General features: G+C 30.6%; 22 protein-coding genes and 1 pseudogene. 14 read left to right on the plus strand and 9 right to left on the minus strand.

Annotated elements, in window-relative coordinates; all coding sequences use genetic code 11:
• Window positions 1–18: 18 nt before the first annotated feature.
• The 3 genes from hemH to AJ930_RS07900 are packed head-to-tail and all read right to left on the minus strand — an operon-like array spanning window position 19 to window position 2,877.
• A complete protein-coding gene (gene hemH / locus AJ930_RS07890; protein WP_070275133.1) occupies window positions 19–936 on the minus strand; it encodes a ferrochelatase in 918 nt (305 codons plus the stop codon).
• Window positions 933–1,799, minus strand: a complete 867-nt coding sequence (locus AJ930_RS07895) for a Gfo/Idh/MocA family protein (RefSeq protein WP_052949756.1) — start codon at window positions 1,797–1,799, stop codon at window positions 933–935. Before AJ930_RS07895 ends, hemH begins: the two co-directional genes overlap by 4 nt.
• Window positions 1,800–1,803: 4 nt before the next feature.
• On the minus strand, window positions 1,804–2,877 hold the full coding sequence (locus AJ930_RS07900; RefSeq protein WP_070275134.1) for a DegT/DnrJ/EryC1/StrS family aminotransferase: 1,074 nt from the start codon (window positions 2,875–2,877) through the stop codon (window positions 1,804–1,806).
• A gap of 114 nt (window positions 2,878–2,991) precedes the next feature.
• Here AJ930_RS07900 and alaS point away from each other — a divergent pair, with 114 nt between their 5' ends.
• From alaS to AJ930_RS07915, 3 genes are read left to right on the plus strand one after another with little or no spacing between them, the layout of a single operon-like run.
• On the plus strand, window positions 2,992–5,520 hold the full coding sequence (gene alaS / locus AJ930_RS07905) for an alanine--tRNA ligase (protein ID WP_070275135.1): 2,529 nt from the start codon (window positions 2,992–2,994) through the stop codon (window positions 5,518–5,520).
• On the plus strand, window positions 5,520–6,071 hold the full coding sequence (gene maf, locus AJ930_RS07910; protein WP_002938074.1) for a septum formation inhibitor Maf: 552 nt from the start codon (window positions 5,520–5,522) through the stop codon (window positions 6,069–6,071). Before alaS ends, maf begins: the two co-directional genes overlap by 1 nt.
• On the plus strand, window positions 6,068–7,999 hold the full coding sequence (locus tag AJ930_RS07915; RefSeq protein WP_070275136.1) for a penicillin-binding protein 1A: 1,932 nt from the start codon (window positions 6,068–6,070) through the stop codon (window positions 7,997–7,999). The genes maf and AJ930_RS07915 overlap by 4 nt, the downstream gene beginning before the upstream one ends.
• 28 nt (window positions 8,000–8,027) lie before the next feature.
• On the opposite strand, the gene AJ930_RS07920 is transcribed toward AJ930_RS07915, so the two are convergent.
• Both AJ930_RS07920 and AJ930_RS07925 read right to left on the minus strand, forming a co-directional pair.
• Window positions 8,028–10,601, minus strand: coding sequence for an ATP-dependent Clp protease ATP-binding subunit (locus AJ930_RS07920; RefSeq protein WP_070275137.1), 2,574 nt, complete (start codon window positions 10,599–10,601; stop codon window positions 8,028–8,030).
• A 111-nt stretch (window positions 10,602–10,712) separates the two neighbouring features.
• Entirely contained in the window at window positions 10,713–11,003 is a 291-nt protein-coding gene (locus tag AJ930_RS07925) for a metal-sensing transcriptional repressor (RefSeq protein WP_002859054.1), read from the minus strand.
• Window positions 11,004–11,120: 117 nt separating this feature from the next.
• On the opposite strand from AJ930_RS07925, the gene AJ930_RS07930 reads away from it, so the two are divergent.
• The 11 genes and pseudogenes from AJ930_RS07930 (at window position 11,121) to AJ930_RS07980 (ending at window position 20,718) form a co-directional block, all read left to right on the plus strand.
• The gene (locus AJ930_RS07930; protein ID WP_079860897.1) at window positions 11,121–12,455 is read left to right on the plus strand and encodes a S41 family peptidase; all 1,335 of its coding nucleotides are present in this window, start codon (window positions 11,121–11,123) and stop codon (window positions 12,453–12,455) included.
• 1 nt (window position 12,456) lies between these two features.
• The gene (gene purC / locus AJ930_RS07935) at window positions 12,457–13,167 is read left to right on the plus strand and encodes a phosphoribosylaminoimidazolesuccinocarboxamide synthase (RefSeq protein WP_002854922.1); all 711 of its coding nucleotides are present in this window, start codon (window positions 12,457–12,459) and stop codon (window positions 13,165–13,167) included.
• An 8-nt stretch (window positions 13,168–13,175) separates the two neighbouring features.
• Complete coding sequence (purS, locus tag AJ930_RS07940; RefSeq protein ID WP_002857003.1) at window positions 13,176–13,421, plus strand: phosphoribosylformylglycinamidine synthase subunit PurS; 246 nt, start codon at window positions 13,176–13,178, stop codon at window positions 13,419–13,421.
• Between the two features lies 1 nt (window position 13,422).
• Window positions 13,423–14,095 (plus strand): annotated as a pseudogene (gene purQ / locus AJ930_RS07945) (phosphoribosylformylglycinamidine synthase I).
• Complete coding sequence (locus AJ930_RS07950) at window positions 14,067–15,263, plus strand: SH3 domain-containing protein (protein WP_002893747.1); 1,197 nt, start codon at window positions 14,067–14,069, stop codon at window positions 15,261–15,263. Before purQ ends, AJ930_RS07950 begins: the two are co-directional and overlap by 29 nt.
• A complete protein-coding gene (locus AJ930_RS07955) occupies window positions 15,244–15,936 on the plus strand; it encodes a lysophospholipid acyltransferase family protein (protein ID WP_070233413.1) in 693 nt (230 codons plus the stop codon). Before AJ930_RS07950 ends, AJ930_RS07955 begins: the two co-directional genes overlap by 20 nt.
• On the plus strand, window positions 15,930–16,298 hold the full coding sequence (crcB, locus tag AJ930_RS07960) for a fluoride efflux transporter CrcB (RefSeq protein ID WP_070209767.1): 369 nt from the start codon (window positions 15,930–15,932) through the stop codon (window positions 16,296–16,298). The genes AJ930_RS07955 and crcB overlap by 7 nt, the downstream gene beginning before the upstream one ends.
• 72 nt (window positions 16,299–16,370) lie before the next feature.
• The gene (gene htpG / locus AJ930_RS07965) at window positions 16,371–18,197 is read left to right on the plus strand and encodes a molecular chaperone HtpG (protein ID WP_070209768.1); all 1,827 of its coding nucleotides are present in this window, start codon (window positions 16,371–16,373) and stop codon (window positions 18,195–18,197) included.
• Window positions 18,194–18,511, plus strand: a complete 318-nt coding sequence (locus AJ930_RS07970; protein ID WP_002861250.1) for a rhodanese-like domain-containing protein — start codon at window positions 18,194–18,196, stop codon at window positions 18,509–18,511. Before htpG ends, AJ930_RS07970 begins: the two co-directional genes overlap by 4 nt.
• Window positions 18,511–18,945: a hypothetical protein gene (locus AJ930_RS07975; RefSeq protein WP_044779932.1), complete on the plus strand. Its 435-nt coding sequence runs from the start codon at window positions 18,511–18,513 to the stop codon at window positions 18,943–18,945. The genes AJ930_RS07970 and AJ930_RS07975 overlap by 1 nt, the downstream gene beginning before the upstream one ends.
• 3 nt (window positions 18,946–18,948) lie before the next feature.
• Window positions 18,949–20,718 carry a Na/Pi cotransporter family protein gene (locus AJ930_RS07980; RefSeq protein WP_070240567.1) on the plus strand — a complete coding sequence of 590 codons (1,770 nt, stop codon included), beginning with the start codon at window positions 18,949–18,951 and terminating at the stop codon, window positions 20,716–20,718.
• On the opposite strand, the gene AJ930_RS07985 is transcribed toward AJ930_RS07980, so the two are convergent.
• The 4 genes from AJ930_RS07985 to flgB are packed head-to-tail and all read right to left on the minus strand — an operon-like array spanning window position 20,715 to window position 23,768.
• The gene (locus tag AJ930_RS07985; RefSeq protein WP_002880961.1) at window positions 20,715–22,523 is read right to left on the minus strand and encodes a peptidoglycan D,D-transpeptidase FtsI family protein; all 1,809 of its coding nucleotides are present in this window, start codon (window positions 22,521–22,523) and stop codon (window positions 20,715–20,717) included. The genes AJ930_RS07980 and AJ930_RS07985 overlap by 4 nt on opposite strands.
• A gap of 6 nt (window positions 22,524–22,529) precedes the next feature.
• Window positions 22,530–22,826 (minus strand): flagellar hook-basal body complex protein FliE, encoded by a 297-nt coding sequence (gene fliE, locus AJ930_RS07990; protein ID WP_002856884.1) that lies wholly within the window; start codon window positions 22,824–22,826, stop codon window positions 22,530–22,532.
• A 6-nt stretch (window positions 22,827–22,832) separates the two neighbouring features.
• The gene (gene flgC, locus AJ930_RS07995) at window positions 22,833–23,327 is read right to left on the minus strand and encodes a flagellar basal body rod protein FlgC (RefSeq protein WP_002855235.1); all 495 of its coding nucleotides are present in this window, start codon (window positions 23,325–23,327) and stop codon (window positions 22,833–22,835) included.
• Window positions 23,328–23,336: 9 nt separating this feature from the next.
• Window positions 23,337–23,768 carry a flagellar basal body rod protein FlgB gene (gene flgB, locus AJ930_RS08000; protein WP_002861254.1) on the minus strand — a complete coding sequence of 144 codons (432 nt, stop codon included), beginning with the start codon at window positions 23,766–23,768 and terminating at the stop codon, window positions 23,337–23,339.
• Window positions 23,769–23,832: the final 64 nt, after the last annotated feature.

Genomic DNA, 23,832 nt, shown 5'->3' on the forward strand with positions numbered 1-23,832 from the left:
TAGACAAGGGTCTCAAATTCATTCTTGGTTAAGATCAGATAAATACTTTAAAATAAATTCCATAAATTCATCACTATCATTAGAGCAACTTATCAAATCATAATCACATTTTGCTAAATGTTTATACTCCATACCTAGTTCAAAAATCGTTTCAGAACAATCTATACAAAAAGAAATAGGATAAATCAAAGCTTTATCGTTTAAATTTGCCAAAATATCGCTTGTATTTGGTTCAAGCCATTTTACAGGGCCTAGTTTGGACTGATAAGCTAAAATAAATTCATCAAAATGATCTTTTAATTTTTCTTTTAAAATTTCTACATGATTATTTACATGCTTTTCGTATAAATCGCCCTTATCAATAATGCTTTGTGGTAAAGAATGCGCTGAAAAAATCAAAATTTTGGCATCAAATTTATTTTTTTTAGCCAAAATGTGCGAAATTATCATCTCATTATAAAGTTCATTTTTGTAAAAAATATCTATAGTTTTTACTTTTGCTTGAATTTTTTGCTTTGAAATTTCATTTTGCAGAACTTCTAAAGATGAAGTTACTGTGGTACAAGAATGGTGCGGATAAAGTGGAAAAAGAATGATTTCATCATTTTCATTTAAAGTGTATTTTTGCAAAATTTCTGTGGCAAAAGGAGGCACATAAAGATTTACAAAATCAAATTTAAATTCATCTTGTTTTAAATTAAGCTTGTTACATAGGCTTTGAGTAAGTTCGTTTAAAGGAGATTTTCCGCCCATTTTTTTATAGTTTTCTTGCATAGCTTTAACGCGAGCCTTTGTTATAATCCACGCTACAAATTTTCTTAAAAATCGATTTTTGATTCCTAAAATATAAGGATCATTAAACATATTTTTTAAAAAAACTTCACAATCTTGTAAATTTGTAGCTCCGCCCATATTTAAAAATAAAACTAATTTCACGCAAACCTTTCTAAAATTTCTTGAACTTTGTAAGCATCGCTTGTGCTAGCTAGATGATTGGGTTGATTATCGATAAGTTTTAACAAAGCTTCGTGTTCTGAAAAAAGTGGACTTTGTTGAGTAAGTTCTATAAAATTTCCATCTTTTAATAAGGAAAAATCATTTAAATTGGCTTCATAAAAATGATTTTTAGTAATAAGATGAATTTTTCTTAGTTTTTGTGTGCTATTCCAACTTTGATGTATACTAGCAATACATTTTTCAAGCTCACATAGAATAATGCTTTCACTTTCTCTTGTTTGATCTTGGGTATATTTTTTAAGCAAATTGGTTTTTGTTATTTCTTGCTTACTTAAAAAACAAAGCAAATCAAGATCATGTACAGCCAAATCTTGTAAAATCCCTACATCGCTGATTCTTTGCGGGTAGGGTGAAAATCTTTGTATGTTAATGCTGATAATTTCTTCATTTTCAAGCTCTTTTTTTAGGGCTAAAACCGCAGGATTAAATCTTTCACAAAAACCTACGCCTACTTTTATGCTGTATTCTTTAGCTAAATTTGAAATTTCGTCTATTTCTTTTAAATTTAGAGCTAAAGGCTTTTCGATTAAAACGCATTTGCATTGTTTAAAAACTTTTTTTGCTATTGCTAAATGTGAATTTGTAGGTGTTGCTATGATGATAATATCATTATTTTGATTTAAAAATTTATTCAAATCATTATAAAAAATATCATCAAAAATATTTAGATTTGGATTTTTGCAAAGATCAAAAAGTGCATTAAGCTTAAAATGAGAATTTTTGCTAAGTTCATTTAAGTGGTTTTGCCCCATTTTTCCAAGGCCTATGATACCTATTTTCATGGAATTAATCTTTAAAAATACAAATAACTTGCTCTTGTTCTTCTTCACTTAAAAAAGGTGAAAAAGGCAAAGATAAGATGTGTTTGCTTGCATATTCTGAATTTTTAAGTTCTAAATTTGAAAACTCACTAAAGCAAGGTTGTTTATGCAAAGGGGTTGGATAGTGTATAGCATAAGGTATATTAGCTTTTTCAAATTTTTGCAATACACTAGATCTATCTTCAACTAAAACACTGTATTGTGCATAAGCGCTAAAAGCATTTGGATCAATTTGCGGAATTTGGCAGTTTTTTAAATTTGCATTGTAAATTTGTGCTAATTTTTGTCTTTTGTCTAATTCTTTTTCTAGGTATTTTAACTTAACATTTAAAATCGCCGCTTGCAAGGTGTCAAGGCGTCCATTTATACCTATAAATTCATGTTTATAACGCTGAGTTTGTCCGTGATTGAGTAAAATTCTTATTTTTTTAGCAATTTCATCATCATGGCAAAAAATAGCCCCACCATCGCCATAAGCTCCCAAAGGTTTCGAAGGAAAAAAGCTCGTACATGAAATTTTAGCTATAGAGCAGGATTTTTCTCCTTTGAAACTTGCGCCAAAACTTTGTGCACCATCTTCGATCAAAGTGATATTTTTATCTTTTAAAATTTCTTCCAAAGCCCTTAAATCACTCATTTGTCCAAACATACTTACTGCTATAACAGCTTTAGTTTTTGGAGTTATTGCTTTTTGTACTGCTTCAAAATCAAGATTGTAATTTGATAAATTTATATCTACAAAAACAGGTTTTGCGCCTACTAAGACCACAACTTCAGCTGTTGCTATAAAAGTAAAACTAGGTACTATAACTTCATCATCTTTGCCAATATCTAAGGCTCTTAAGGCAAGATATAAAGCGCTGGTTCCGCTTGAACAACCTATAGCGTGTTTAACACCTAAAAAATGAGCTAAATTTTGCTCAAATTCGTTAAGTTTTGCACCGCCTATGAAAGAAGATCTCGATAAAACACTTTCAATTTCAGCATTGATTTCATCTTTGTATGTGAGATATTGGGCTTGAAGATTGATAAAATTCATAAAAAACCTTAGAGAAATAAAATTAAATAAAAATGTTTATTGTATTTTAGTTTTACTTAATTTAAAGTAATTTTGGTATGATATGTTTTTATAAAAATTTCTTTAGGAAAATTCATGGATATTAGAAAAGCTTATTTGGATTTTTTTGCATCAAAAGGACATGAGATAACCCCATCAAGTCCTTTAGTTCCTGATGATGCAACTTTACTTTTTACCAATGCGGGTATGGTGCCTTTTAAAAGTATATTTACAGGAGAAATTCCACGCCCAAACCCTCCACGCAAAACAAGCTGTCAAACTTGTATAAGAGCGGGTGGAAAGCACAATGATTTAGATAATGTAGGATATACCGCACGCCATCATACTTTTTTTGAAATGCTTGGGAATTTTAGCTTTGGAGATTATTTTAAAGAACAAGCCATAGCTTATGCTTGGGAATTTGTAACTGAAGTTTTAAAACTACCTAAAGATAGACTTTATGTAACTGTGCATGAAAACGATGATGAAGCTTTTAATCTATGGCAAAAACACATTCAAAAAGAAAGAATTTACAAATTTGGTAATAAAGATAACTTCTGGCAAATGGGCGATACTGGTCCTTGTGGTCCTTGCAGCGAGATTTTTTACGATCAAGGAGAAGAGCATTTTAACTCAAGCGAAGATTATATGGGTGGAGATGGAGATAGATTTTTAGAAATCTGGAATCTTGTTTTTATGCAATATGAAAGAAGCGCTGATGGAGTGCTTAGCCCACTGCCAAAGCCAAGCATTGATACAGGAATGGGGCTTGAAAGAGTAACAGCAATTAAAGAAGGTAAATTTAGCAATTTTGATAGCTCGCTTTTTATGCCAATCATCAATGAAATTTCAAAACTTTGTAATAAAACTTATGTTTATGAAAGTGGAGCAAGTTTTAGAGTAATAGCTGATCATATAAGATCAAGTGTATTTTTACTTGCGCAAGGGGTAAGTTTTGATAAAGAAGGCAGAGGCTATGTTTTGCGTCGTATTTTGCGTCGTGCTTTAAGACATGGATATTTGCTAGGTTTTAAACAAGCTTTTATGTATAAACTAGTTGATGTTGTATGCGATTTAATGGGCGGACATTATACCTATCTTAATGAGAAAAAAGACTTTATAAAAGAACAAATTCGCCTTGAAGAAGAAAGATTTTTAAGCACTATAGAAAATGGAATTGAAATTTTTAATGAAGAGCTTAAAAACACTAAAGAAATTTTTAGCGGAGAAGTAGCCTTTAAACTTTATGATACTTATGGTTTTCCGCTTGATTTAACAGCTGATATGTTAAGGGAAAAAAATCTTAAAGTTGATGAAGAAAAATTTGAACTTTTAATGAATGAGCAAAAAGCACGCGCTAAAGCTTCTTGGAAAGGAAGTGGAGATAAAACTGCAAGCGGAGATTTTAAAAACTTGCTTGAAAAATTTGGAGAAAATCATTTCGTAGGTTATGAAAAAGCAGAATGCGAAAGTAAAATTTTAGCCCTTTTAGATGAAGATTTTAAAAAAGTTTCCACCCTTAAAGATGCGGGTTGGGTGATGCTTGAAAACACACCTTTTTATGCAACAAGTGGGGGGCAAAGTGCTGATAGTGGATTTATAGCTAAGCGTGAAGTTTTAGATACGCAAAAGTTTTTTAATCTCAATCTTAGCTTTGTAAAAGCAGGCGAAGAACTAAAAGTTGGCGATATAGTTCATGCAAGAATCGATACAGAAAAAAGAGAGCAAATCGCACGCCACCACTCAGCTACTCATCTTTTACATCATGCTTTAAGAGAAATTTTAGGTTCTCATGTAAGCCAAGCAGGATCTTTAGTTGAAAGCAATAAACTAAGATTTGATTTTACTCATCATAAAGCTTTAAGCAAAGAAGAGCTAGAAAGCATTGAAAAAAGAGTCAATGAAATGATTATAAACTCAAGCGAAGCTATCTTAGAAAATATGCCTTTAGAAGAAGCTAAAAAAAGCGGTGCTATAGCATTGTTTAATGAAAAATACCAAGGCAATGTGCGTGTTTTAACTCTAGGTGAAAGCAAGGAACTTTGCGGAGGAACCCATGTTAAAAATACTGCTCAAATAGGAAGTTTTTACATAGTTAAAGAAAGCGGTGTGAGTGCTGGAGTTAGACGCATTGAAGCTGTGGTTTCTAAAGCGGCTTTAGAATTTGTAAAAAATCAATTTGAAGAACTTTCTAAAGCAAAAGATGAACTTAAAAATAATGATATTTTAAGCGGGGTTAAAAAGCTTAAAAATGAAATTTTAAGTTTAAAAAATGAGCTTAAAAATTCAAGTAAAACCGAGCTTGATTCTAAAAATATCCAAGGTGTTGAAATTTGCGTAAAACGCGTAGATAATGGCGATATTAAAGCTATGATTGATGATTTTAAAAATAAATTTGCTAAAGCGGTGATTTTACTTATTCAAGTAAAAGATGAAAAAATCACTTTAGCAGCTGGTGTTAAAGATGCACCTTTAAAAGCAGGAGCTTTGGTTAAGGAAGCGGCGCAAATTTTAGGTGGAAATGGTGGCGGAAGAGATGATTTTGCTACTGCAGGTGGAAAAGATTTAAGCAAAATCAATGAAGCTTTAAAACAAAGCTTAGAAACGATAGAAAAAGCACTTTAATGTTAATTCTTGCTTCAAGTTCCATTTCAAGAGCTAACTTGCTTAAAACCGCAAAGATTGATTTTAGGCAAGTTAGTTTTGATTATGATGAAAATTTAAATAAAAATATTTCACCTTTTTTATATGTTCAAAAAATAGTTCTTGAAAAAGAAAGACAATTTTTAAGTGCTTTAGGCAAAGATTTTCAAAACCAAAATTTGCTTTTTGCAGATAGTATAGTTTGTATAGATGAAAAAATTCTTACCAAAGCAAAGGATAAAAAAGAAGCTTATGAAATGCTTGCCTTGCAAAATGGAAAGTATGCAAGTATTTTATCGGCTTTTTTGCTTGTAAAACCTGAAAAAAGAGTTTTTTCTCTTTCAAAAACTACGCTTTATTTTAAAAATTTTGATGAAAATGCTTTAAGAGATTATGTAGAAAATGATCTTTATAAAGGCAAGGCGGGTTGTATTATGTGTGAGGGTTTTCATCAAAATTTCATCACCCAACAAGTAGGAAATCTAAGCACTGCTTTAGGGCTTGATATCCAAACTTTAAAGGCTTATTTATGAAAATATTAAAATATATTTTTTCATTTTTTACTCTTTTGTTTATAGCTGGATTTATTTATGTGGCTTATCTTTTCACAAGTGCTGATACTGAGGGTTATACTTTTAAAGAATACAAACCTCCTCTTACAACACAAATTTACGATAGAAATGGCAAGCTTGTGGCTAATATTTTTGAACAGCATCGTTTTTACGCTCCTTATGAAGAGCTTCCTCCACGCCTTATAGAAGCTTTGGTTGCTATAGAAGATACAAGCTTTTTTGAACATAATGGAGTTAATATTGATGCCATTTTTAGAGCTGCTGTAAAAATCATAAAAAGCGGTGGAAAAACCATGGAAGGAGCTTCCACTCTTACCCAGCAATTTATTAAAAACACAGAATTAACCCCAGAAAGAACTATTACGCGTAAAATTCGCGAAGCTTTGCTTGCTTATAAAATGGAAACCATTTTAACTAAAGAGCAAATTTTAGAAAGGTATTTAAATTTTATCTTTTTTGGACATGGGTATTATGGAGTAAAAACCGCATCTTTGGGGTATTTTCATAAAAATTTAAATGAATTAAGCCTTAAAGAGATTGCTATGTTAGTAGGTATGCCAAAAGCACCTAGCAGTTATGATCCTACAAAGCATTTAGATCTTTCCATCTCAAGAGCAAATAATGTTATTTCAAGAATGTATAATCTAGGTTGGATTTCAAAAGCAGATTATGATACAGCTATTAAAGAAATTCCGCAAGTTTATGATGACACGCTTACTCAAAATGCTGCTCCTTATGTCGTAGATGAAGTGATTAAACAATTAAGCCCTAATATCAAAGACTTAAAAACAGGTGGATATAAAATCATTTTAAATATAGACTTAGATGTTCAAAATATGGCGCAGAATGCTTTGAAATTTGGTTATGATGAGATAGTAAAACGCGATAAAGATGCAAATTTAAGCACTTTAAACGGAGCTATGGTCGTGGTAAATCATCAAAGTGGCGATGTTTTAGCTTTGGTAGGTGGGGTTGATTATGAAAAAAGTAATTATAACCGTGCTACTCAAAGTATGCGTCAACCTGGAAGCTCTTTTAAACCTTTTGTGTATCAAGTGGCGATTAATTTAGGATATTCGCCTATGAGTGAAATTGCTGATATTTCTAGAATTTTTGAAGGTGGAGCGGGTAATAATGAGGATTGGAAACCTAAAAATGAAGGGGGTAAATTTTTAGGTTTAATTACCTTAAAAGAAGCTTTAACAAGATCAAGAAATTTAGCTACCATTAATCTCGCACTTGATATGGGGCTTGATGTTCTTTACTCTAAACTAATGGAATTTGGATTTAAAGATATACCGCCTAATTTATCAATCGTATTGGGAAGTTTTGGTATTTCTCCTTTGGAGTATTCGAAATTTTATACCATGTTTGGGAACTATGGAACGATTAAAGATCCTCAAATTATCAGACAAGTTCAGGATAAAACCGGTAAAACCATCATGGAATTTAACTCAAATGAGCGTAAAGTCAGCGATGAAGCGCAAAGTTTTCTGGTTTTAGATATGATGAGAAATGTTGTTGAAAAAGGCACAGGGCGTAATGCAAGAGTAAAAGATATAGAAATAGCAGGAAAAACAGGAACAACGAATAAAAGTGTTGATGCTTGGTTTTGTGGACTTACGCCTGAAATAGAAGCAATCATTTGGTATGGAAATGATAACAACAAGCCTATGCGTTATACAGAAGGTGGCGCTAGAACGGCTGCTCCTGTGTTTAGAGAATTTTTAACTCAATATATAGAAAAATTCCCTGATACAACTAGAAAATTTAGCATTCCTAATGGAGTTTATCGTGGAAATTATAAAGGAGAAAGTGCTTATTATACCACCAAATCACCATTACCAAAAGTAAATATGAAATTTAATGAAAGTGAGATTATATTTTGAAAGTAGTTCCTTTCTACTTTCAAAATGATTAAGCTTTTTTGATGATTATTTCATCATCTTTTGCATCAATGATAATGCTATCATTTTCATGAAGTTCATCAGCAAGTATCATATCGCTTAATTTATCTTCTATAAGATCATAAATAGCTCTTCTTAAAGGTCTAGCACCAAAATCAGGATCAAAACCATCTTTAGCGATTAAAAGGGCTGCATTTTCGCTTAAACTTGCTTTTATCCCTTTGTTTTCTAAGCTCATTTGTAAATCTTTAAATAAAAGCTTGACTATTTCATAAGCTTCATCTTTTCCAAGTGGATTAAAGGTGATAATATCATCTAAGCGGTTTAAAAACTCAGGTTTAAAGAAATTTTTTAACTCATTTTTTACCGCATCTTCTTGTTCTTTTCCACTTAAATTCATAATAGCACTTGAGGCGATATTAGAAGTTAAAATGATAATGGTATTTTTAAAATCCACTGTTACACCTTTGCTATCGGTTGCTCTACCATCATCTAAAATCCCTAAAAGCACATTAAATACATCTTTATGTGCTTTTTCAACTTCATCAAACAAAAGCACGCTATAAGGTTTTCTTCGTACAGCTTCAGTAAGCTCTCCACCTTCTTCATGCCCTATGTATCCTGGAGGCGCACCTAAGAGTCTTGAAACACTATGTTTTTCCATAAATTCACTCATATCAAAGCGAATCATTGCTTTTTCATCATCAAATAAAAATTTCGCCAAAGCTTTAGCTGATTGTGTTTTTCCTACCCCTGTTGGCCCTAAAAATAAAAAGCTTCCTATAGGTTTATTGTCCGCATTAAGTCCTGCTTTGTTGCGTTTAATGGCTCTAGCTAAAGCACTTAAGGCCTTATCTTGTCCTATGACACTTTCTTTTAAATGTTTTTCCACTTCTAAGAATTTTTGTTTTTCAGGGGTTAGCATTTTTTGCACGCTAATACCTGTCCATTTGCTTAAAATTCCAGCAACCAAATCCTCATCTACTTGATTTTTAAGTAAAACTCCATTTTCGCTCATTTTTTTCCATTTATCTTCTAAAATTTCTACTTCTTTTTCAAGACTTGGAATTTTTCCATACTCTAGCTCGGCTGCTTTTTGAAATTCACCTCTAGCTTTAGCTAAAGAAGCTTCATTTTTAAGTAGATCAATTTCTTTTTTCTTAGTGCTTATATCATCAAAAACACTTTTTTCATTTTCAAACTGTGAATTTAGGGCATTTTGTTTTTCTTTTAAATTAGCTAGTTCTTTTGCGATTTCATTAAGTCTTTTTTGATTTTTCTCGTCATTTTCCATTTTTAAAGCTTCATTTTCAACTTCTAAAGTTTCTATATCTTTGCGTACTTTTCTTAAAGAACTTGGTTCGCTTTCAATTTGCATTTTCAGTTCAGCTGCAGCTTCATCGATTAAATCAATAGCCTTATCAGGTAAAAAACGATCCGCTATATAACGCTTTGAAAGTTTAGCTGCGGCTACTAAAGCGCTATCATTTATAGTTACATTATGATGAATTTCAAGCTTTTCTTTTATACCCCTTAACATAGCCAAAGCCTCATTAACACTTGGCTCACCTACATTTACAGGCTGAAAACGGCGCTGCAAGGCTGCATCTTTTTCAAAATATTTACGATATTCTTTTAAAGTAGTTGCGCCTATGGTATGGAGTTCACCTCTTGCAAGAGCGGGTTTTAAAATATTTGCCGCATCCATACTACCTTCACTCGCTCCAGCACCTACTATAGTGTGAATTTCATCGATAAAAAGAATGATATTTTCACTTTTTATCACTTCATTAACCACAGTTTTTAATCTATCTTCAAATTCTCCTCTGTATTTTGCACCTGCAATTAAAGCACTCATATCAAGAGCGATGACTTTTTTATTTTGTAAAGATTTTGGAACATCTTTTTTGATAATTCTTTGCGCTAAAGCTTCTACTATAGCTGTTTTTCCTACACCTGGTTCACCTAAAAGTATAGGGTTATTTTTGGTTTTACGTATTAAAATTTGCATCAAGCGTTCGATTTCTTCTTCTCTACCTATAACAGGATCGAGTTTACCCTCACTTGCTTTTAAGGTTAAATCTATACCAAATTTATTTAAGCTATCTAAGGTTTCATCGCTTGTTTTGCTATCTATTTTGCGTCCTGCTCTTAGACTTTCAAGCTCTTTTTGAAATTCTCTTAAATCTAAAAATTGCGCTAAAATTTCTTTAATAGGACTTTTTTGACTTTCACTTATAAGCCAAGTATCCACACTTAAATAACTATCTCCATTAGCACTCATCAATCCTTTAGCATTTTCTAATGAATTTATAAGTTCATTGGAAAAGCGTATATTTTCACGGCTTACATTTGAACTCGTTGCAAGTTTTGAAATTCTGCTTTTAATTTCAAGCTCTAAGGCTTCTTTAGAAATATTTAATTTATTTAAAATTTGATTTAAAATACTTGTACTATCTACGCTTAAAGCCCATAAAAGGTGCAAAGATACGACTTCGGTATTTTTAGAATGTATAGCTAAAGATGCTGCACTTTCAAGGTTTGAAAGCATATTATCAGTTAAAAAATCTTGTATATTTGCCATGTTTTATCCTTTATTTAGTTTATATACTTGACATTATATAACTTTAGTCATATAATGTCAAGTTAATTGAGTAAAATTTTTTAAATAATAGGACAAATGACTAATTTTAGATTATTTCATAAACATATCTATAGCCTTGTTTAATTCTTCTATGCTTTGAATATCATTTTCTTCTATAGCATGTACCATACAATGAGCTAAATGTTCTTTTAAAACTACTTTTGCGGTATTGTTAACTTCGGCTTTTACGGCAGCAAGCTGGATTAAAATTTCACTACAGTCTTTGTCATTTTCAACCATTCTTTTAATAGCACTTAAATGCCCTATGGTTCTACTTAGACGATTGCAAACTGCTTTAAGATGTTTTTGAGAATGTGTATGAGTATGTTTTTCTTGGCACATTGTATTAACTTTCTTTTTGGAATTTTTAGTCTATTTTAACATATTTTTAAGAATTTAAATTTATTTACGAAGTTTTAAGTAATTTTTATTAAAATTTACTCTTTAAACTAAAACTCAATAATGGAGCTTATTTTGAAAACAAAACGATTTTTTGCAGGTCTTGCAGGCTTTGCCACTACTTTTATTTTATGTCTATTTTTAACGAGTCATTTACAAGCTAAAGTTGATCAAAAAGAAGAGCAGGTTCAAAAACGCCTAGAAGCTTTAGATAAGCTTACAAAAACTCTTGCCATAGTAGAGCAATATTATGTGGATGATCAAAATATCAGCGATTTGGTGGATAAATCTTTATCAGGGCTTTTAAGCAATCTTGATGCGCATTCTTCTTTTTTAAATGAAAAAGATTTTAATGATATGAAAATTCAAACCAATGGTGAATTTGGTGGCCTTGGTATAACCGTAGGTATGAAAGATGGTGCTTTAACAGTTGTTTCTCCTATAGAAGGAACACCAGCAGATAAAGCAGGGATAAAATCAGGAGATATTATTTTAAAAATTAATGATGAGGCCACTTTAGGAATTAATCTCAATGATGCGGTAGATAAAATGCGTGGTAAGCCAAAAACTCAAATCACTTTAACCATTTTTAGAAAAGGTGCAACAAAACCTTTTGATGTTGCACTTACAAGAGAAATTATTAAGATAGAAAGTGTTTATGCAAAAATGATAGAAAATGAAAACATTCTTTATCTTAGGGTTACAAATTTTGATAAAAATGTTGTAGATGTGGCAAGTAAAGAACTTAAAAAATATCCTAATGTTAAAGGAGTTATTTTAGATCTTAGAAATAATCCTGGTGGACTTTTAAATCAAGCCATAGGACTTGTAAATTTATTTGTAGATAAAGGTGTTATTGTTTCTCAAAAAGGACGCATCGCAAGTGAAAATCAAGAATATAAAGCCGATCCTAAAAACAAAATTTCTAATGCTTCTTTGGTTGTGCTTGTAAATGGTGGAAGTGCTAGTGCAAGTGAAATTGTAAGTGGAGCTTTACAAGATCTTAAACGCGGTGTTATTGTGGGTGAAAATACTTTTGGAAAAGGTAGTGTTCAGCAAATCATACCTATTAATAAAACTGAAGCTTTAAGGCTTACTATTGCAAGATATTATCTTCCAAGCGGGCGTACTATTCAAGCAGTGGGTGTAAAACCTGATATTGAAGTTTTTCCAGGTAAAGTAAATACTCAAGAAGATGGTTTTTCTATAAAAGAAAGCGACTTAAAACAACATTTAGAAAGTGAGCTTGAAAAAATAGATAAAAATAAAAAAGAAGATAAACAAGAAAATAAAGACAATAAAAATCTAATCAGTCAAAAACAAATCAATGATGACGCACAGTTAAAATCAGCTATTGATACTATTAAAATTTTAAATATCAAACAAGGACAATAAAATGACAAAAAAAGAAATGCTCTACGAAGGAAAAGGTAAAAAACTTTTCAAAACTGATGATGAAAATTTACTAATTAGTGAGTTTAAAGATGATTTAACTGCTTTTAATGCAGAAAAAAGAGGCAATGAAAGTGGAAAAGGTGCATTAAACTGTAAAATCAGTACTGAAATTTTTCATTTGCTCGAAAAAAATGGGATTAAAACCCATTTGGTAGAAACTATAAGCGATACAGAACAAGTGGTTAAAAAATGTAAAATTGTTCCTATTGAAGTTATAGTACGCAATGTTGCAACAGGTTCTCTTACAAAAAGACTGGGTATTAAAGATGGTACTGTGCTACCTTTTGCTTTGGTGGAATTTTGTCTTAAAGATGATGCCTTAGGCGATCCTTTTATCAATGATGAGCATTGTTTGATTTTAAATTTAGTGCAAAATGAAGCTCAAATTAGTGAAATTAAAAATATGGCTAGAAAGATTAACTCTATTTTAACTCCATTTTTTGATAATAAAAATTTAAGGCTGATTGACTTTAAAATCGAACTAGGTTTAACTAAAGATAATGAACTTGTTTTAGCTGATGAAATAAGCCCTGATAGTTGTAGATTTTGGGATAAATTTAGTAATGAAAAATTAGATAAAGATAGATTTCGTCAAGATCTAGGTAATGTAAAAATGGCTTATGAAGAAGTTTTAAAAAGAATATTAAATTAAGGAAAAATATGGAAGTTATTGTAAATATTTCTTTAAAAAATGGGGTTTTAGATCCACAAGGCAAAGCGGTGGAAAAAGCTTTGCATTCTTTAAATTTTAATAGTGTTAAAGAAGTAAAAATAGCAAAACAAATCAAAATTTCTCTTGATGAGAAAGATGAAAAATTAGCCAAAGAACAAGTAAAAAAAATGTGTGAAGAGTTGTTGGTAAATAGCGTCATTGAAGATTATGAGCTTGTAATTGAGAAAGAGTAAAATGAAAGTTGCTATTATTAGATTTCCAGGGACAAATTGTGAATTTGATACAGCTTATGCCTTTGAAAAACTTGGAGTAAAAACGCAGATTGTTTGGCATGAAGAAAAAGAATTTGATGCAGATTTAGTTGTTTTGCCAGGCGGATTTTCTTATGGAGATTATCTAAGATGTGCAGCTATTGCAAAACTTGCTCCTGCTATGCAAGGTGTTTTTAATCATGCAAAAAAGGGAGGATATATCTTAGGCATTTGCAATGGTTTTCAAATTTTACTTGAAAGTGGTCTTTTAAAAGGTGCAATGAAGCATAACAACAATCTTAGTTTTATCTCAAAAAACCAAAATTTAAGAGTAGTTTCTAATGATAATGCCTTTTTGAAAAATTTCAAAAAAGATGAAATTATTAATTTACCAATTGCTCATGGAGAGGGAAATTATTACGCTGATGAGGCTACTTTAAAAGAATTGCAAGATAAAGATCTTATTACTCTAAAATACGAGCCAAATCCAAATGGTTCTGTATTTGATATCGCAGGAATTTGTGATGAAAACAAAAAAATCTTTGGACTCATGCCACATCCTGAGCGTGCTTGTGAAAAAGTTCTGGGTAATGATCTAGGTTTGAAAATGCTTAAAGGCTTTTTATTTTGAAAATTTTATTAACTTTAATTTTTAGTGTTGTTGTATTGTTTGGCAGGGGTGAAATTTCTGTATTTAGTGGCCAAGATGAAAATATGCAAAAAGAATTACAAAAATTACCCCAAGAAGAACAAAAAATTTATCAAAATATTCCGCCAAGTGATGAAAACAATGACTTTGAAAGCAATGTAGATGATCCTTTTGTAGCTAAAGGGAGTTTGGTTCTTACAAATGATGAATATCCAAGTAGGGTATATGTTGGAGAAGTTTTTCCTATTACGATCTATGCTCGCACTACGGAAAATACAAAATTTGATTTTAACATAAGCGTAGAAAAAACTAACTTATCTTTTTTAAATCCAGATGCAAAATGGGAATTTATCAATAACGAATATAAAACAACTTTATGGTTTGAAGCCAAAAATTCAAATGCTAGTTTGAGTAAAATTTCTATCAAACTTCTTAGAAATAATGAAGCTTTTCAAGAGGCCGATATCAATCTTAATCCTATCAAATTTGAAAATACTTTATCCAATAAAGATTTTTCACACCTTGTGGCAAGTTCTTTGGAAATTAAAAAAGTTAAAGCGAGTTATTTTGATGATGCTAATATCATTATGATGGTAGAACTAAACGCAACCAATACAAATCTTAAAAGCTTTTTTATAGAAGGAATTCAAAAGCAAGGCATTGAAAATTTAAAAGGGGATTTTAATGCTTCTAGTGCTTTTTATTATGCTATTTTGCCATTAAGTAAAACAAATTTTGAATTTTCGTATTTCAATAAGGACAGTAAAAAGCTTGAAAATATAAATTTAAAACTAAAAATTAGTGACGATGAGATCAGCACTCAGAGTGATTTAAATCCTGTAAATAAAGACTTAAATATTTATAAACAATATACCTTATGGTTTTTAGCGGTTTTATTTGGAGCTTTATTTGTATGGAGAAAAAATTACATTATTCTGGCTTTGGCAGTTGTTTGTTTTGCGCTTAGTTTTCTTGTAGATACCAATACTCAAAATGCGATTATCAAGGCTGGTTCTAGGGCTAAAATTTTACCTACAGAGCCTTCAACTTATTTTTATACGGCAAATGCAGATGAAAAAGTAGAAGTTTTAGGCAAAAGACAAAATTATATTAAAGTACTGTTTTCTGATGGAAAAATAGGTTGGGTTAATAAAGATGATTTACAAAAAAATTAAAGCTCTTTATTTTTGGATTTTTTTTGTTTTAAGCGTTGCTTTGGTGGTTTTTTGTTTTTACTTTACAAAATCTCAAAACACACTTTGGAAAATCCGCAAAATTTGGGCTAAATTTCAAAGATATACCATCTCTTATAAACAAGAAATCATTGGTACTTTTAATCCACAAGCTCAGATGATTTTAATGAATCATCAAAGTGCTTTAGATATCATTGCTTTAGAAGAATTATATCCTAAAAATTTATGCTGGATTGCCAAAAAAGAATTAGGAGAAATTCCTATTTTCAAAGTCGCTATGAAAAAACCAAAACTTCTTTGTATAGATAGAAAAAATCCGCGTGATTTGGTACGAGTTTTAAAAGAAGCAAAAGAAAGAATTAGCGAAGATAGGGTTTTGGCTATTTTTCCAGAAGGAACTAGATCTAAGAATGAAAAAATGCTTAAATTTCAAAGTGGAGCAAAAATTTTAAGTGAAAAATTAAATCTTAAAGTTCAGCCTATTTTAATTGTGGATTCTGCAAAAATTTTAGACACAAAAAGTTTTAGTGCAAGCAGTGGAGTACTTAAAATCATTTGTATGGATTTAGTCGATACAAATGATGACAAATGGCTTGAAAACACTAGAAAAAAAATGCAAGAATTGCTCGAGCAAGAAAGAGCTAAGCTTTGCTAAATACCCTTTTAGTTGTTGGTTTTGGGGGATTTATAGGAGCAATATTAAGAATGCTTTCTATAAATTTAGTGAATAAATTTTTTCCTTATTCTATCAACCTTGGAACTCTTTTTGTTAATGTTTTGGGTTCTTTTATCATAGGACTTTTGTTTTCTTATGTACAAAATAAAGGTTTATCTCCTTTACTTAAAAGCTTTATAAGTACAGGTTTTTTAGGAGCTTTTACAACTTTTTCTACTTTTTCTTATCAAAATTTACTTCTTTTGCAAAGTGGAAATTATCTTCATTTTGCGTTAAATATTATCTTAAATGTCTTTCTTTGCTTATTTGCCGCATGGCTTGGTTTTATAATTTTCAAATAAATCTTTAAATTTACTTTAGAATTTGTATTTTTTGCTAAAATACCACTTTAAAAAATTACAAAGGAGATTAAAATGCAATTTCAAACCGAAGTAAATCAGCTTTTACAGCTTATGATACACTCTTTATATTCTAATAAAGAAATTTTTTTAAGAGAACTTATTTCAAACGCAAGCGACGCTTTAGATAAGCTTAATTTTTTGAGCGTAAGTGATGATAAATATAAAAGCTTAAAATTCGAACCTAAAATTGAAATCAAAATTGACAAAGATAAAAAAACTTTAAGCATTAGTGATAATGGTATAGGTATGGATAAAGATGATCTTATCAACAACCTTGGAACCATAGCAAAAAGCGGTACTAAAAGCTTTTTAGAAAATTTGAGCGGTGATGCTAAAAAAGATTCTCAACTCATAGGACAATTTGGAGTAGGTTTTTATTCTGCTTTTATGGTGGCTAGTAAAATCGAAGTTTTAAGTAAAAAAGCTTTAGATGATAAAGCTTATCTTTGGAGTTCTGATGCAAATGGTTATGAGATTGATGACGCAAGCAAAGAAGAACAAGGTACAAGCATTACTTTATACTTAAAAGATGATGAGTTTGCTAATACTTATAAAATCGAAAGCATTATAGAAAAATATTCTAATCATATTCAATTTCCAATTTTCATGGAAAAAGAAGAATTTACTCCTGCTAAAGAAGGCGAAGAAGAAGGGAAAACTGAACTTAAAATTTCTCAAATCAATAAAGCCAATGCTTTATGGAGAATGCAAAAATCAAGCCTTAAAGCAGAAGATTATGAAAGATTTTATGAGCAAAATTTTCATGATTCAAACAAACCTTTACTTTATCTTCACACTAAAAGTGAAGGAAAATTAGAATACAATTCTTTATTTTTTATACCACAAAATGCACCTTTTGATTTATTCCGTGTGGATTATCAAAGTGGCTTAAAACTTTATGTAAAACGCGTATTTATCAGCGATGACGATAAAGAACTTTTACCAACTTATTTGCGTTTTGTGCGTGGGATTATCGATGTAGAAGATTTACCACTTAATGTAAGCCGTGAAATTTTGCAAGAAAATCAAATTTTAAAAGGTGTTAAAGAAGCTAGCGTTAAAAAGATTTTAGGTGAACTTGAAAAACTAAAAAACAATGATAAAGAAAAATACTTATCTTTCTTTAAAACCTTTGGTAAAGTATTAAAAGAAGGACTTTATGGTTTTGGCGGAGAAAAAGATAGTCTTTTAAAACTCATGCTTTATAAAAGCACTAAAGGTGAAAATTTACGCTCTTTAGAGGAGTATAAAAATGACCTTCAAGGCGAACAAAAGGAAATTTTTTATATAGCAGGAAATAATGAAAGTTTATTAAGAACTTCTCCTTTACTTGAAGAGTATAAACAAAAAAATATAGAAGTTTTACTCATGGACGATGAGATTGATTCTTTAGTAACTCCTATGCTAGAATTTGAAGGTTTGAAATTTGTAGCCATCAATCAAGTAGAAGATAAAAATGAACTAAGCGATGAGGAAAAAAATACTTTTGCTCCACTTGTAGCTAAATTTAAAGAACTTCTAAAAGATCAAGTTGAAGATGTAAGACTAACCAGTCGTTTAAAAGATAGCCCAAGTTGTATAGTTTATGATAAAAATAAACCTGATTTTGCTATGCAGCAACTCTTAAAACAAATGGGTCAAGAGCAAAATTTCAAACCTATTTTAGAAATCAATCCAAAACACGCTATTTTTACAGGTCTTAAAAACAACGAAACCTTTAGCGCAGATATAGCAACCCTAGTTTTAAATATGGCAAAACTAAGCGAAGGTATGGGCGTGGATAATCCTGCTGAATTTAATGCAAGCCTTACAAAAATCATCAACAAGGCTTTTTCATGATAGAAAATATCCCTGCAAGTCTTTGGACAAAGCAAGATTTAAACGCATATCAAATTTTTGATGTGCGCACTCCTTTAGAATGGGAAGAAGGTATTTTACCTAATGCGCAATGTGTGGCTTTATATGATAATAAAGGGCTTTTAAATGCTAAATTTTTAGATGAATTTCAAAGTAAAAGAGATGAAAATAAAAAACTTGCTTTTATTTGTCGTAGTGGTCATAGAAGCATGGTTGCAGCTGAATTTATAGCTGAAAAATTGGGACTTGAAAGCATTAATTTAGATGGCGGAATGCTAGCCCTTAAGGGTTATTAATGCTAGGAATTTATTTACTCATAGCAGCTTTGTCTTTTTTGGCTCTTTATTTTGCTGTTAAAAAGCTTACTTTAAATATAGATGAGCGAACTCTTTTAGAGCCTATTAAAATGGATATTTATCCGAAATTTTGTGATTTAATCGATGAAAAAATCAGAGAATTTAAAGAAAATGTCCAAAATGCTAATTTAGCATTAAAAATTTCTGATCAAAAAGATGAATTTTTAGAAAAACTTGGGGATTTAAGCAGGGAATTAACTTTCATACAAACCATGAATTTAAGTAATAAAAACGATAGTATCTGGCAAAATGAACTTTTTTCTTTTTTAAAGGAATTAGAAAATTTATTGCTTGAGTATCTAGAAAAAGGCGAAGAAGAAGCTGAAAATTTAAGAGAATTTCTGATGAATGAATTTGAAAAACTAAAAGGTTAGGCATTGCAAGAGGAAAGAAATTCTTTAAAATATTTTAAATTTATTTCATGGAGTATTTTTACTTTAGTTCTGATTTTTATTTTAATTCGTTATGACGAGCTTGCCAATCTTTTAGCAGGAGTGGCAATACTTCTTATTGGAATGACTAATTTAGGTATAGGTTTTAAAGCTTTTAGTGGCGGTTTGCTTGAAAAAATTTTAGCAAAGTCAACCAATACAAAGATGAAAAGTATACTTTTTGGTACTTTAAGTACTTTAATTATGCAATCTTCAACTTTAGTTTCTATTATTACGATTTCTTTTTTGAGTGCAGGGCTTATTTCTTTGGGTGCGGGCATAGGGATTATTTTTGGAGCAAATTTAGGAAATACGGCAAGTTCTTGGCTGATTGTTGGTTTGACAAATATTAAAATTTCAATGTTAGCTATCCCACTTTTGATTATTGGAGTATTATTTTTCTTTCAAAAAGATAGTGTTTTAAAAGGTTTGGGTAATATTTTTATTGGTATAGGATTTTTCTTTTTGGGTGTGGATTATATTAAAAGTGGTTTTGAAAATTTTAAACATATAATTGATCTTTCTCGCTTTGATTTTGCTGGTTTTAAAGGAGTTTTTGTTTTTTTAGGATTGGGTGCTTTGCTTACAGGAGTTATACAATCAAGCACAGCTACAATGGCTATTATTGTTGCTGCTTTACTTGCTGGACAAATCAGTTTGGAAAATTCCTTAGCAGCAACTTTAGGTACTAGTGTTGGAGGGGTTGTAACGGCTGCTTTAGCTTCTTTAAGTACCAATATTGAAGGAAAGAAATTAGCGTTTGCAAATTGTATTTTTAATTTTGGTATAGCTTTTTTAATAGTGCTTATTTTTCCTTATTTTATACATTTTCTTAATTTTTTATCCATTGTATTAAACATAGAAGATATAGCTTTGAAAGTAGCATTATTTCACACTTTGTTTAATTTAATTGGTGTTGTGCTTTTTTCATTCTTTACTCCTCAAATTGTTCTTTTTTTAAATAAGATAGTAAAAGCTCCTAAAGATAAGAATAAAGACAAGCCTTTATATCTTGATAGTAGTTTGGTTAAGTTTAGTGACACAGCCATCGAAGCTTTAAGGAAAGAAAGCGAGCATCTTTATAACAATACCTATGCAATTGTTGCTCATGTTATAGGTTTTAGTCGTAAAGATATACAAAGTGATAAAAGTTTTAAAGAAATTTTAGAAAATAAAAAGTGGTTTAGTAAAAATGTGGATTTGGACTATTTGTATCAAACTAGGATAAAGGTTCTTTTTGAAGCTATTATCGATTTTTCAACTAAAGCACAAGTTTATATTAACGATGAAACAAAGAATCATAAAATTTTTACCTTTAAGATGGCAGCTAAAAATTTAGCCGAAACAACTAAAAATTTAAAAATTATCCAAGCAAATATTAAGAAATATTCTAGTTCTTCTAATGAATTTTTGGCTTTAGAGTACAATAAAATTAGATCGAATTTAGGAGAGCTTTTAAGAAGTATAGAAGAGCTTAGAGTGGTTGAAGATCGTGAAAAGCTTTATTTGATTATTAAAAATCTTCAAAAAGGAAAAGAAATTTTAAAAGAAATCGATACTTTAACCTTAAGCAATGTTGAACATCTTATTTCAGTAAGAAAAATCACAACAGCTGAAGGAATTTCAATACTTAATGATACAACTTTTGCTGCTAAGATTGCCGAAGAACTTATAGGTGCTGTTGAGGTGATATTTTCTAAAGATATATCAAACTAGTTGTTTGTGCTAGTTTGGTTATTGTCTTGTATAGGCGTTAGAAATTCTTCATTGATTAAAATATCAACAACATCTTTAAACATAGGCAAAGCACTTTGTGCAGCATAATAACTATAAGGTTTAGTAGGATGTCTTACGAGAACTCCTATGGTATAGGCGTGATTTAAATCATTTGCAAAACCAAAAAAGGAAGCATTGTAGCGATTTGAGGTGTAACCTTGTCTTTCGGCTATTCTTGCCGTTCCTGTTTTACCTCCTGCAATAATACCTTGTGTAATTGCCTTTTTTCCTGTTCCTTTTTCTATAACATTTATAAGAACATTTTGCATCGTTTTAGCGGCTTCGCTAGAAAGAATTTTTTCTTTTTTTACATCATCATCAAGATTTGTAAAGCGTCCATTTTGATAGAATTTTTCAGCTAAACGTGGTGTGATATAAAACCCATCATTGTTGAAAACATTATAAGCTGCAAGGAGTTGTATAAAGGTTGTTTTAAGTCCATAACCATAACTTAAAACAGATTTTTCTATATCTCTTAAGCGCTTAGGATTTGGAATTTCTCCTTTTTGTTCATAGGGTAGATCAATACCACTTTTTTCGCCAAATTTAAATATTTTAAGCCCTGATACGATTTCTATATTGTTAAGTCTTTTAGCAATTTGTATCATGCCTATATTTGAAGAATATCTTATAACTTCCTCCATAGTCATTTTGTCCATTTTGTGATCGTCTTTGATGGTAAAACGTCCTAGCTTGTAAGAACCGCCATAAGTATTAATCACTTCATCCATTTTTATTTTACCAAGTCTTAAGGCTGTTGTAAAGATAAAAGGTTTGATAACAGAACCTGCTTCATAACCGTATTCTATAGCGCTTGCATTAAGAACTGATAGATCTTTTCCACGATTTTGCGGATCATAGCGCCTTGAGCTTGCTAGAGCTAAAATTCTTCCTGTTTTGCTTTCCATTACCCCAACGATGATTTCATTGGCTTTTAAATCCTCATTTCTTTGATCTATAGCTTTCTCTATGCTTTTTTGCAGTTTTAAAGAAAGATTTAAATATAAATCACAACCATTGATCTTTTTTTGCTGTAGTGAATTTAGATTTAAAATAATATTTCCACCTATATCTTTAAGTCCTTGAATTTTTTCATTTTGAACAGGACTTAGACATTCATCGTAGTATTTTTCTAAACCTTTAACTCCTATATTTTTTAAAATTCCACTTTCTGGATCTAATATCATTTTGGTATAACCGATAATAGGAGTAAAAGAATCTTTTGACATGTAAATTCTATCTTCTTCATGTTCGATGATATTTAATCCTCTTGTTTCAACTCTTCCAGAGTTATTTGTAAAAGCTTTGAAAAAACCTTGTATATAAAGTTTTTTAGCAAGATCTTTAAGGTAGCTTGCTTGCTTGGAATCTAAGTTTTGCAAAAGAACAAAATTATAAGAGCGTTTTTTTTGATTTTGCATTCTTTTTTTAATATCTGCTACTTGATCGTTACTTATTCCACTATAAATTTGAAAAAGCTTTAAAAATAGATCAAATTTATCTTTGTTGATACTTCTAAGATCAATTTCAGCGCGATAAATTTGTTTAGAACTTGTGATAGTAAAATTATCTTTGGTTATAATCGATCCTCTTAGAGCAAGAGCGTATTGATCTTTTTCAGTGTTAGGTATATGACGTTTTGATGTAAGAAAAAAAGTAGAGCTGATAAAAATAATCATAAACAAAAGTGCCATGCAGTAGGCAAAGGCAACTTTTGAAACCCTATTTTTTTTATATTCTTGCATTAGGGTTTAAATTTGAGTTCTTGTGATTTCTTTATAAGCACTGATCGCTTTATTTCTTACTTCTAGCATAAATTTCATGCTGCTTTCAGCTTTAGTGATAGCTATAGCTGCTTGATGTAAATCTTTTACTTGTCCTGTGGCAATGTCTGTCATTGCAGCTTCTCCACTTTCTTGTGCTTTATTTAAATCATCGATTTCATTTTTAAGCATCTTGGCAAATTCATCACCAATTCCTGTGGAATTTTGACTTTTGTTGGTATTTGAAATATTATTATTTAATCTTAAATCATTAATATTGTTCATTTTTTATTATCCTCTTAATAAATCAATCGCACTTTGAGCTATAGTTTTTGCACTTGTAAAAGCGCTTACATTGGCTTGATAAGCTCTTGTAGCTTCAATCAAATCTGCCATTTCAATGACAGGGTTTACATTTGGATACGCTACATAACCTTCAGCATTTGCATCAGGATGGCTTGGATCATACTTCATACGAAAATCTTTGTCATCTCTGACCACTTTATCCACTACAACACTTTGAATAGCAGGTTTAGCTTCTTCTGGCGAACTTGGATCATTTAAAGGATTTTCATATTTTAAAAAATTATTATCTTTGTTAATTTGCTCATTTAAAAGCTTATCAAAATCTGTTGCTTTAAAGATCACTTCGCGTCTTCTATAAGGCCCACCTTCAGCTGTTCTTGTAGTATTTGCATTAGCTATATTAGAGCTAATAACATTCATTCTAAAACGTTGAGCACTTAAACCATAACCACTAATATCAAAATCACTTAAGTATGCCATAATTTACCTTTAACTTAATTTAGAGCTTGCATCAAGTATAGAACTAAAGATATTGCTTTGTCTTCTTAAAACTCCATCAAGAGCTGTTATCATAACTGTATTTTTGCTCATTTCTGTGGTTTCTACATCTAGATCAACAGTATTTGCATCATTTCTTGCTAAATGTCCGTCTCTTAAGTAAATAGTAGATTTACTAGGATCTGGAAATTTCCAAGGTTTTTGATGTCCTTCTTCGGTTATGGCTAATTGCAATTCTTTATTATCATTTTTTTTAAAAATTTCATTTGCACGATTTACCAAAGCTGTTTCAAATTCAATATCTCTTGCTTTATAAAAAGGAGTATCAACATTTGCAAGATTGGCATTGATGAGCTGATTTCTTAGATTTCTACCCGCTAAAGCACCAGTGACTAGTTCTTTTGACTTAAATGGGTTAATCATTTTTTATCCTTTTTATAATTTTTAATATTAACAAGCAAATACTGTTCCAATTTAACTATTTTGC

This window comes from Campylobacter sp. BCW_6871 (assembly GCF_001762325.1).
In the GTDB taxonomy this organism is placed as follows: Bacteria; Campylobacterota; Campylobacteria; order Campylobacterales; family Campylobacteraceae; genus Campylobacter_D; species Campylobacter_D jejuni.

What these genes read in the sequence shown, in the direction of transcription:
- AJ930_RS07895 (WP_052949756.1), bottom strand. Translation starts at nt 1,799, where the DNA reads ATGAAAATAGGTATCATAGGCCTTGGAAAAATGGGGCAAAACCACTTA.
- AJ930_RS07900 (WP_070275134.1), bottom strand. Translation starts at nt 2,877, where the DNA reads ATGAATTTTATCAATCTTCAAGCCCAATATCTCACATACAAAGATGAA.
- alaS (WP_070275135.1), top strand. Translation starts at nt 2,992, where the DNA reads ATGGATATTAGAAAAGCTTATTTGGATTTTTTTGCATCAAAAGGACAT.
- maf (WP_002938074.1), top strand. Translation starts at nt 5,520, where the DNA reads ATGTTAATTCTTGCTTCAAGTTCCATTTCAAGAGCTAACTTGCTTAAA.
- AJ930_RS07915 (WP_070275136.1), top strand. Translation starts at nt 6,068, where the DNA reads ATGAAAATATTAAAATATATTTTTTCATTTTTTACTCTTTTGTTTATA.
- AJ930_RS07920 (WP_070275137.1), bottom strand. Translation starts at nt 10,601, where the DNA reads ATGGCAAATATACAAGATTTTTTAACTGATAATATGCTTTCAAACCTT.
- AJ930_RS07925 (WP_002859054.1), bottom strand. Translation starts at nt 11,003, where the DNA reads ATGTGCCAAGAAAAACATACTCATACACATTCTCAAAAACATCTTAAA.
- purC (WP_002854922.1), top strand. Translation starts at nt 12,457, where the DNA reads ATGACAAAAAAAGAAATGCTCTACGAAGGAAAAGGTAAAAAACTTTTC.
- purS (WP_002857003.1), top strand. Translation starts at nt 13,176, where the DNA reads ATGGAAGTTATTGTAAATATTTCTTTAAAAAATGGGGTTTTAGATCCA.
- AJ930_RS07955 (WP_070233413.1), top strand. Translation starts at nt 15,244, where the DNA reads ATGATTTACAAAAAAATTAAAGCTCTTTATTTTTGGATTTTTTTTGTT.
- htpG (WP_070209768.1), top strand. Translation starts at nt 16,371, where the DNA reads ATGCAATTTCAAACCGAAGTAAATCAGCTTTTACAGCTTATGATACAC.
- AJ930_RS07970 (WP_002861250.1), top strand. Translation starts at nt 18,194, where the DNA reads ATGATAGAAAATATCCCTGCAAGTCTTTGGACAAAGCAAGATTTAAAC.
- AJ930_RS07975 (WP_044779932.1), top strand. Translation starts at nt 18,511, where the DNA reads ATGCTAGGAATTTATTTACTCATAGCAGCTTTGTCTTTTTTGGCTCTT.
- AJ930_RS07985 (WP_002880961.1), bottom strand. Translation starts at nt 22,523, where the DNA reads ATGCAAGAATATAAAAAAAATAGGGTTTCAAAAGTTGCCTTTGCCTAC.
- fliE (WP_002856884.1), bottom strand. Translation starts at nt 22,826, where the DNA reads ATGAACAATATTAATGATTTAAGATTAAATAATAATATTTCAAATACC.
- flgC (WP_002855235.1), bottom strand. Translation starts at nt 23,327, where the DNA reads ATGGCATACTTAAGTGATTTTGATATTAGTGGTTATGGTTTAAGTGCT.
- flgB (WP_002861254.1), bottom strand. Translation starts at nt 23,768, where the DNA reads ATGATTAACCCATTTAAGTCAAAAGAACTAGTCACTGGTGCTTTAGCG.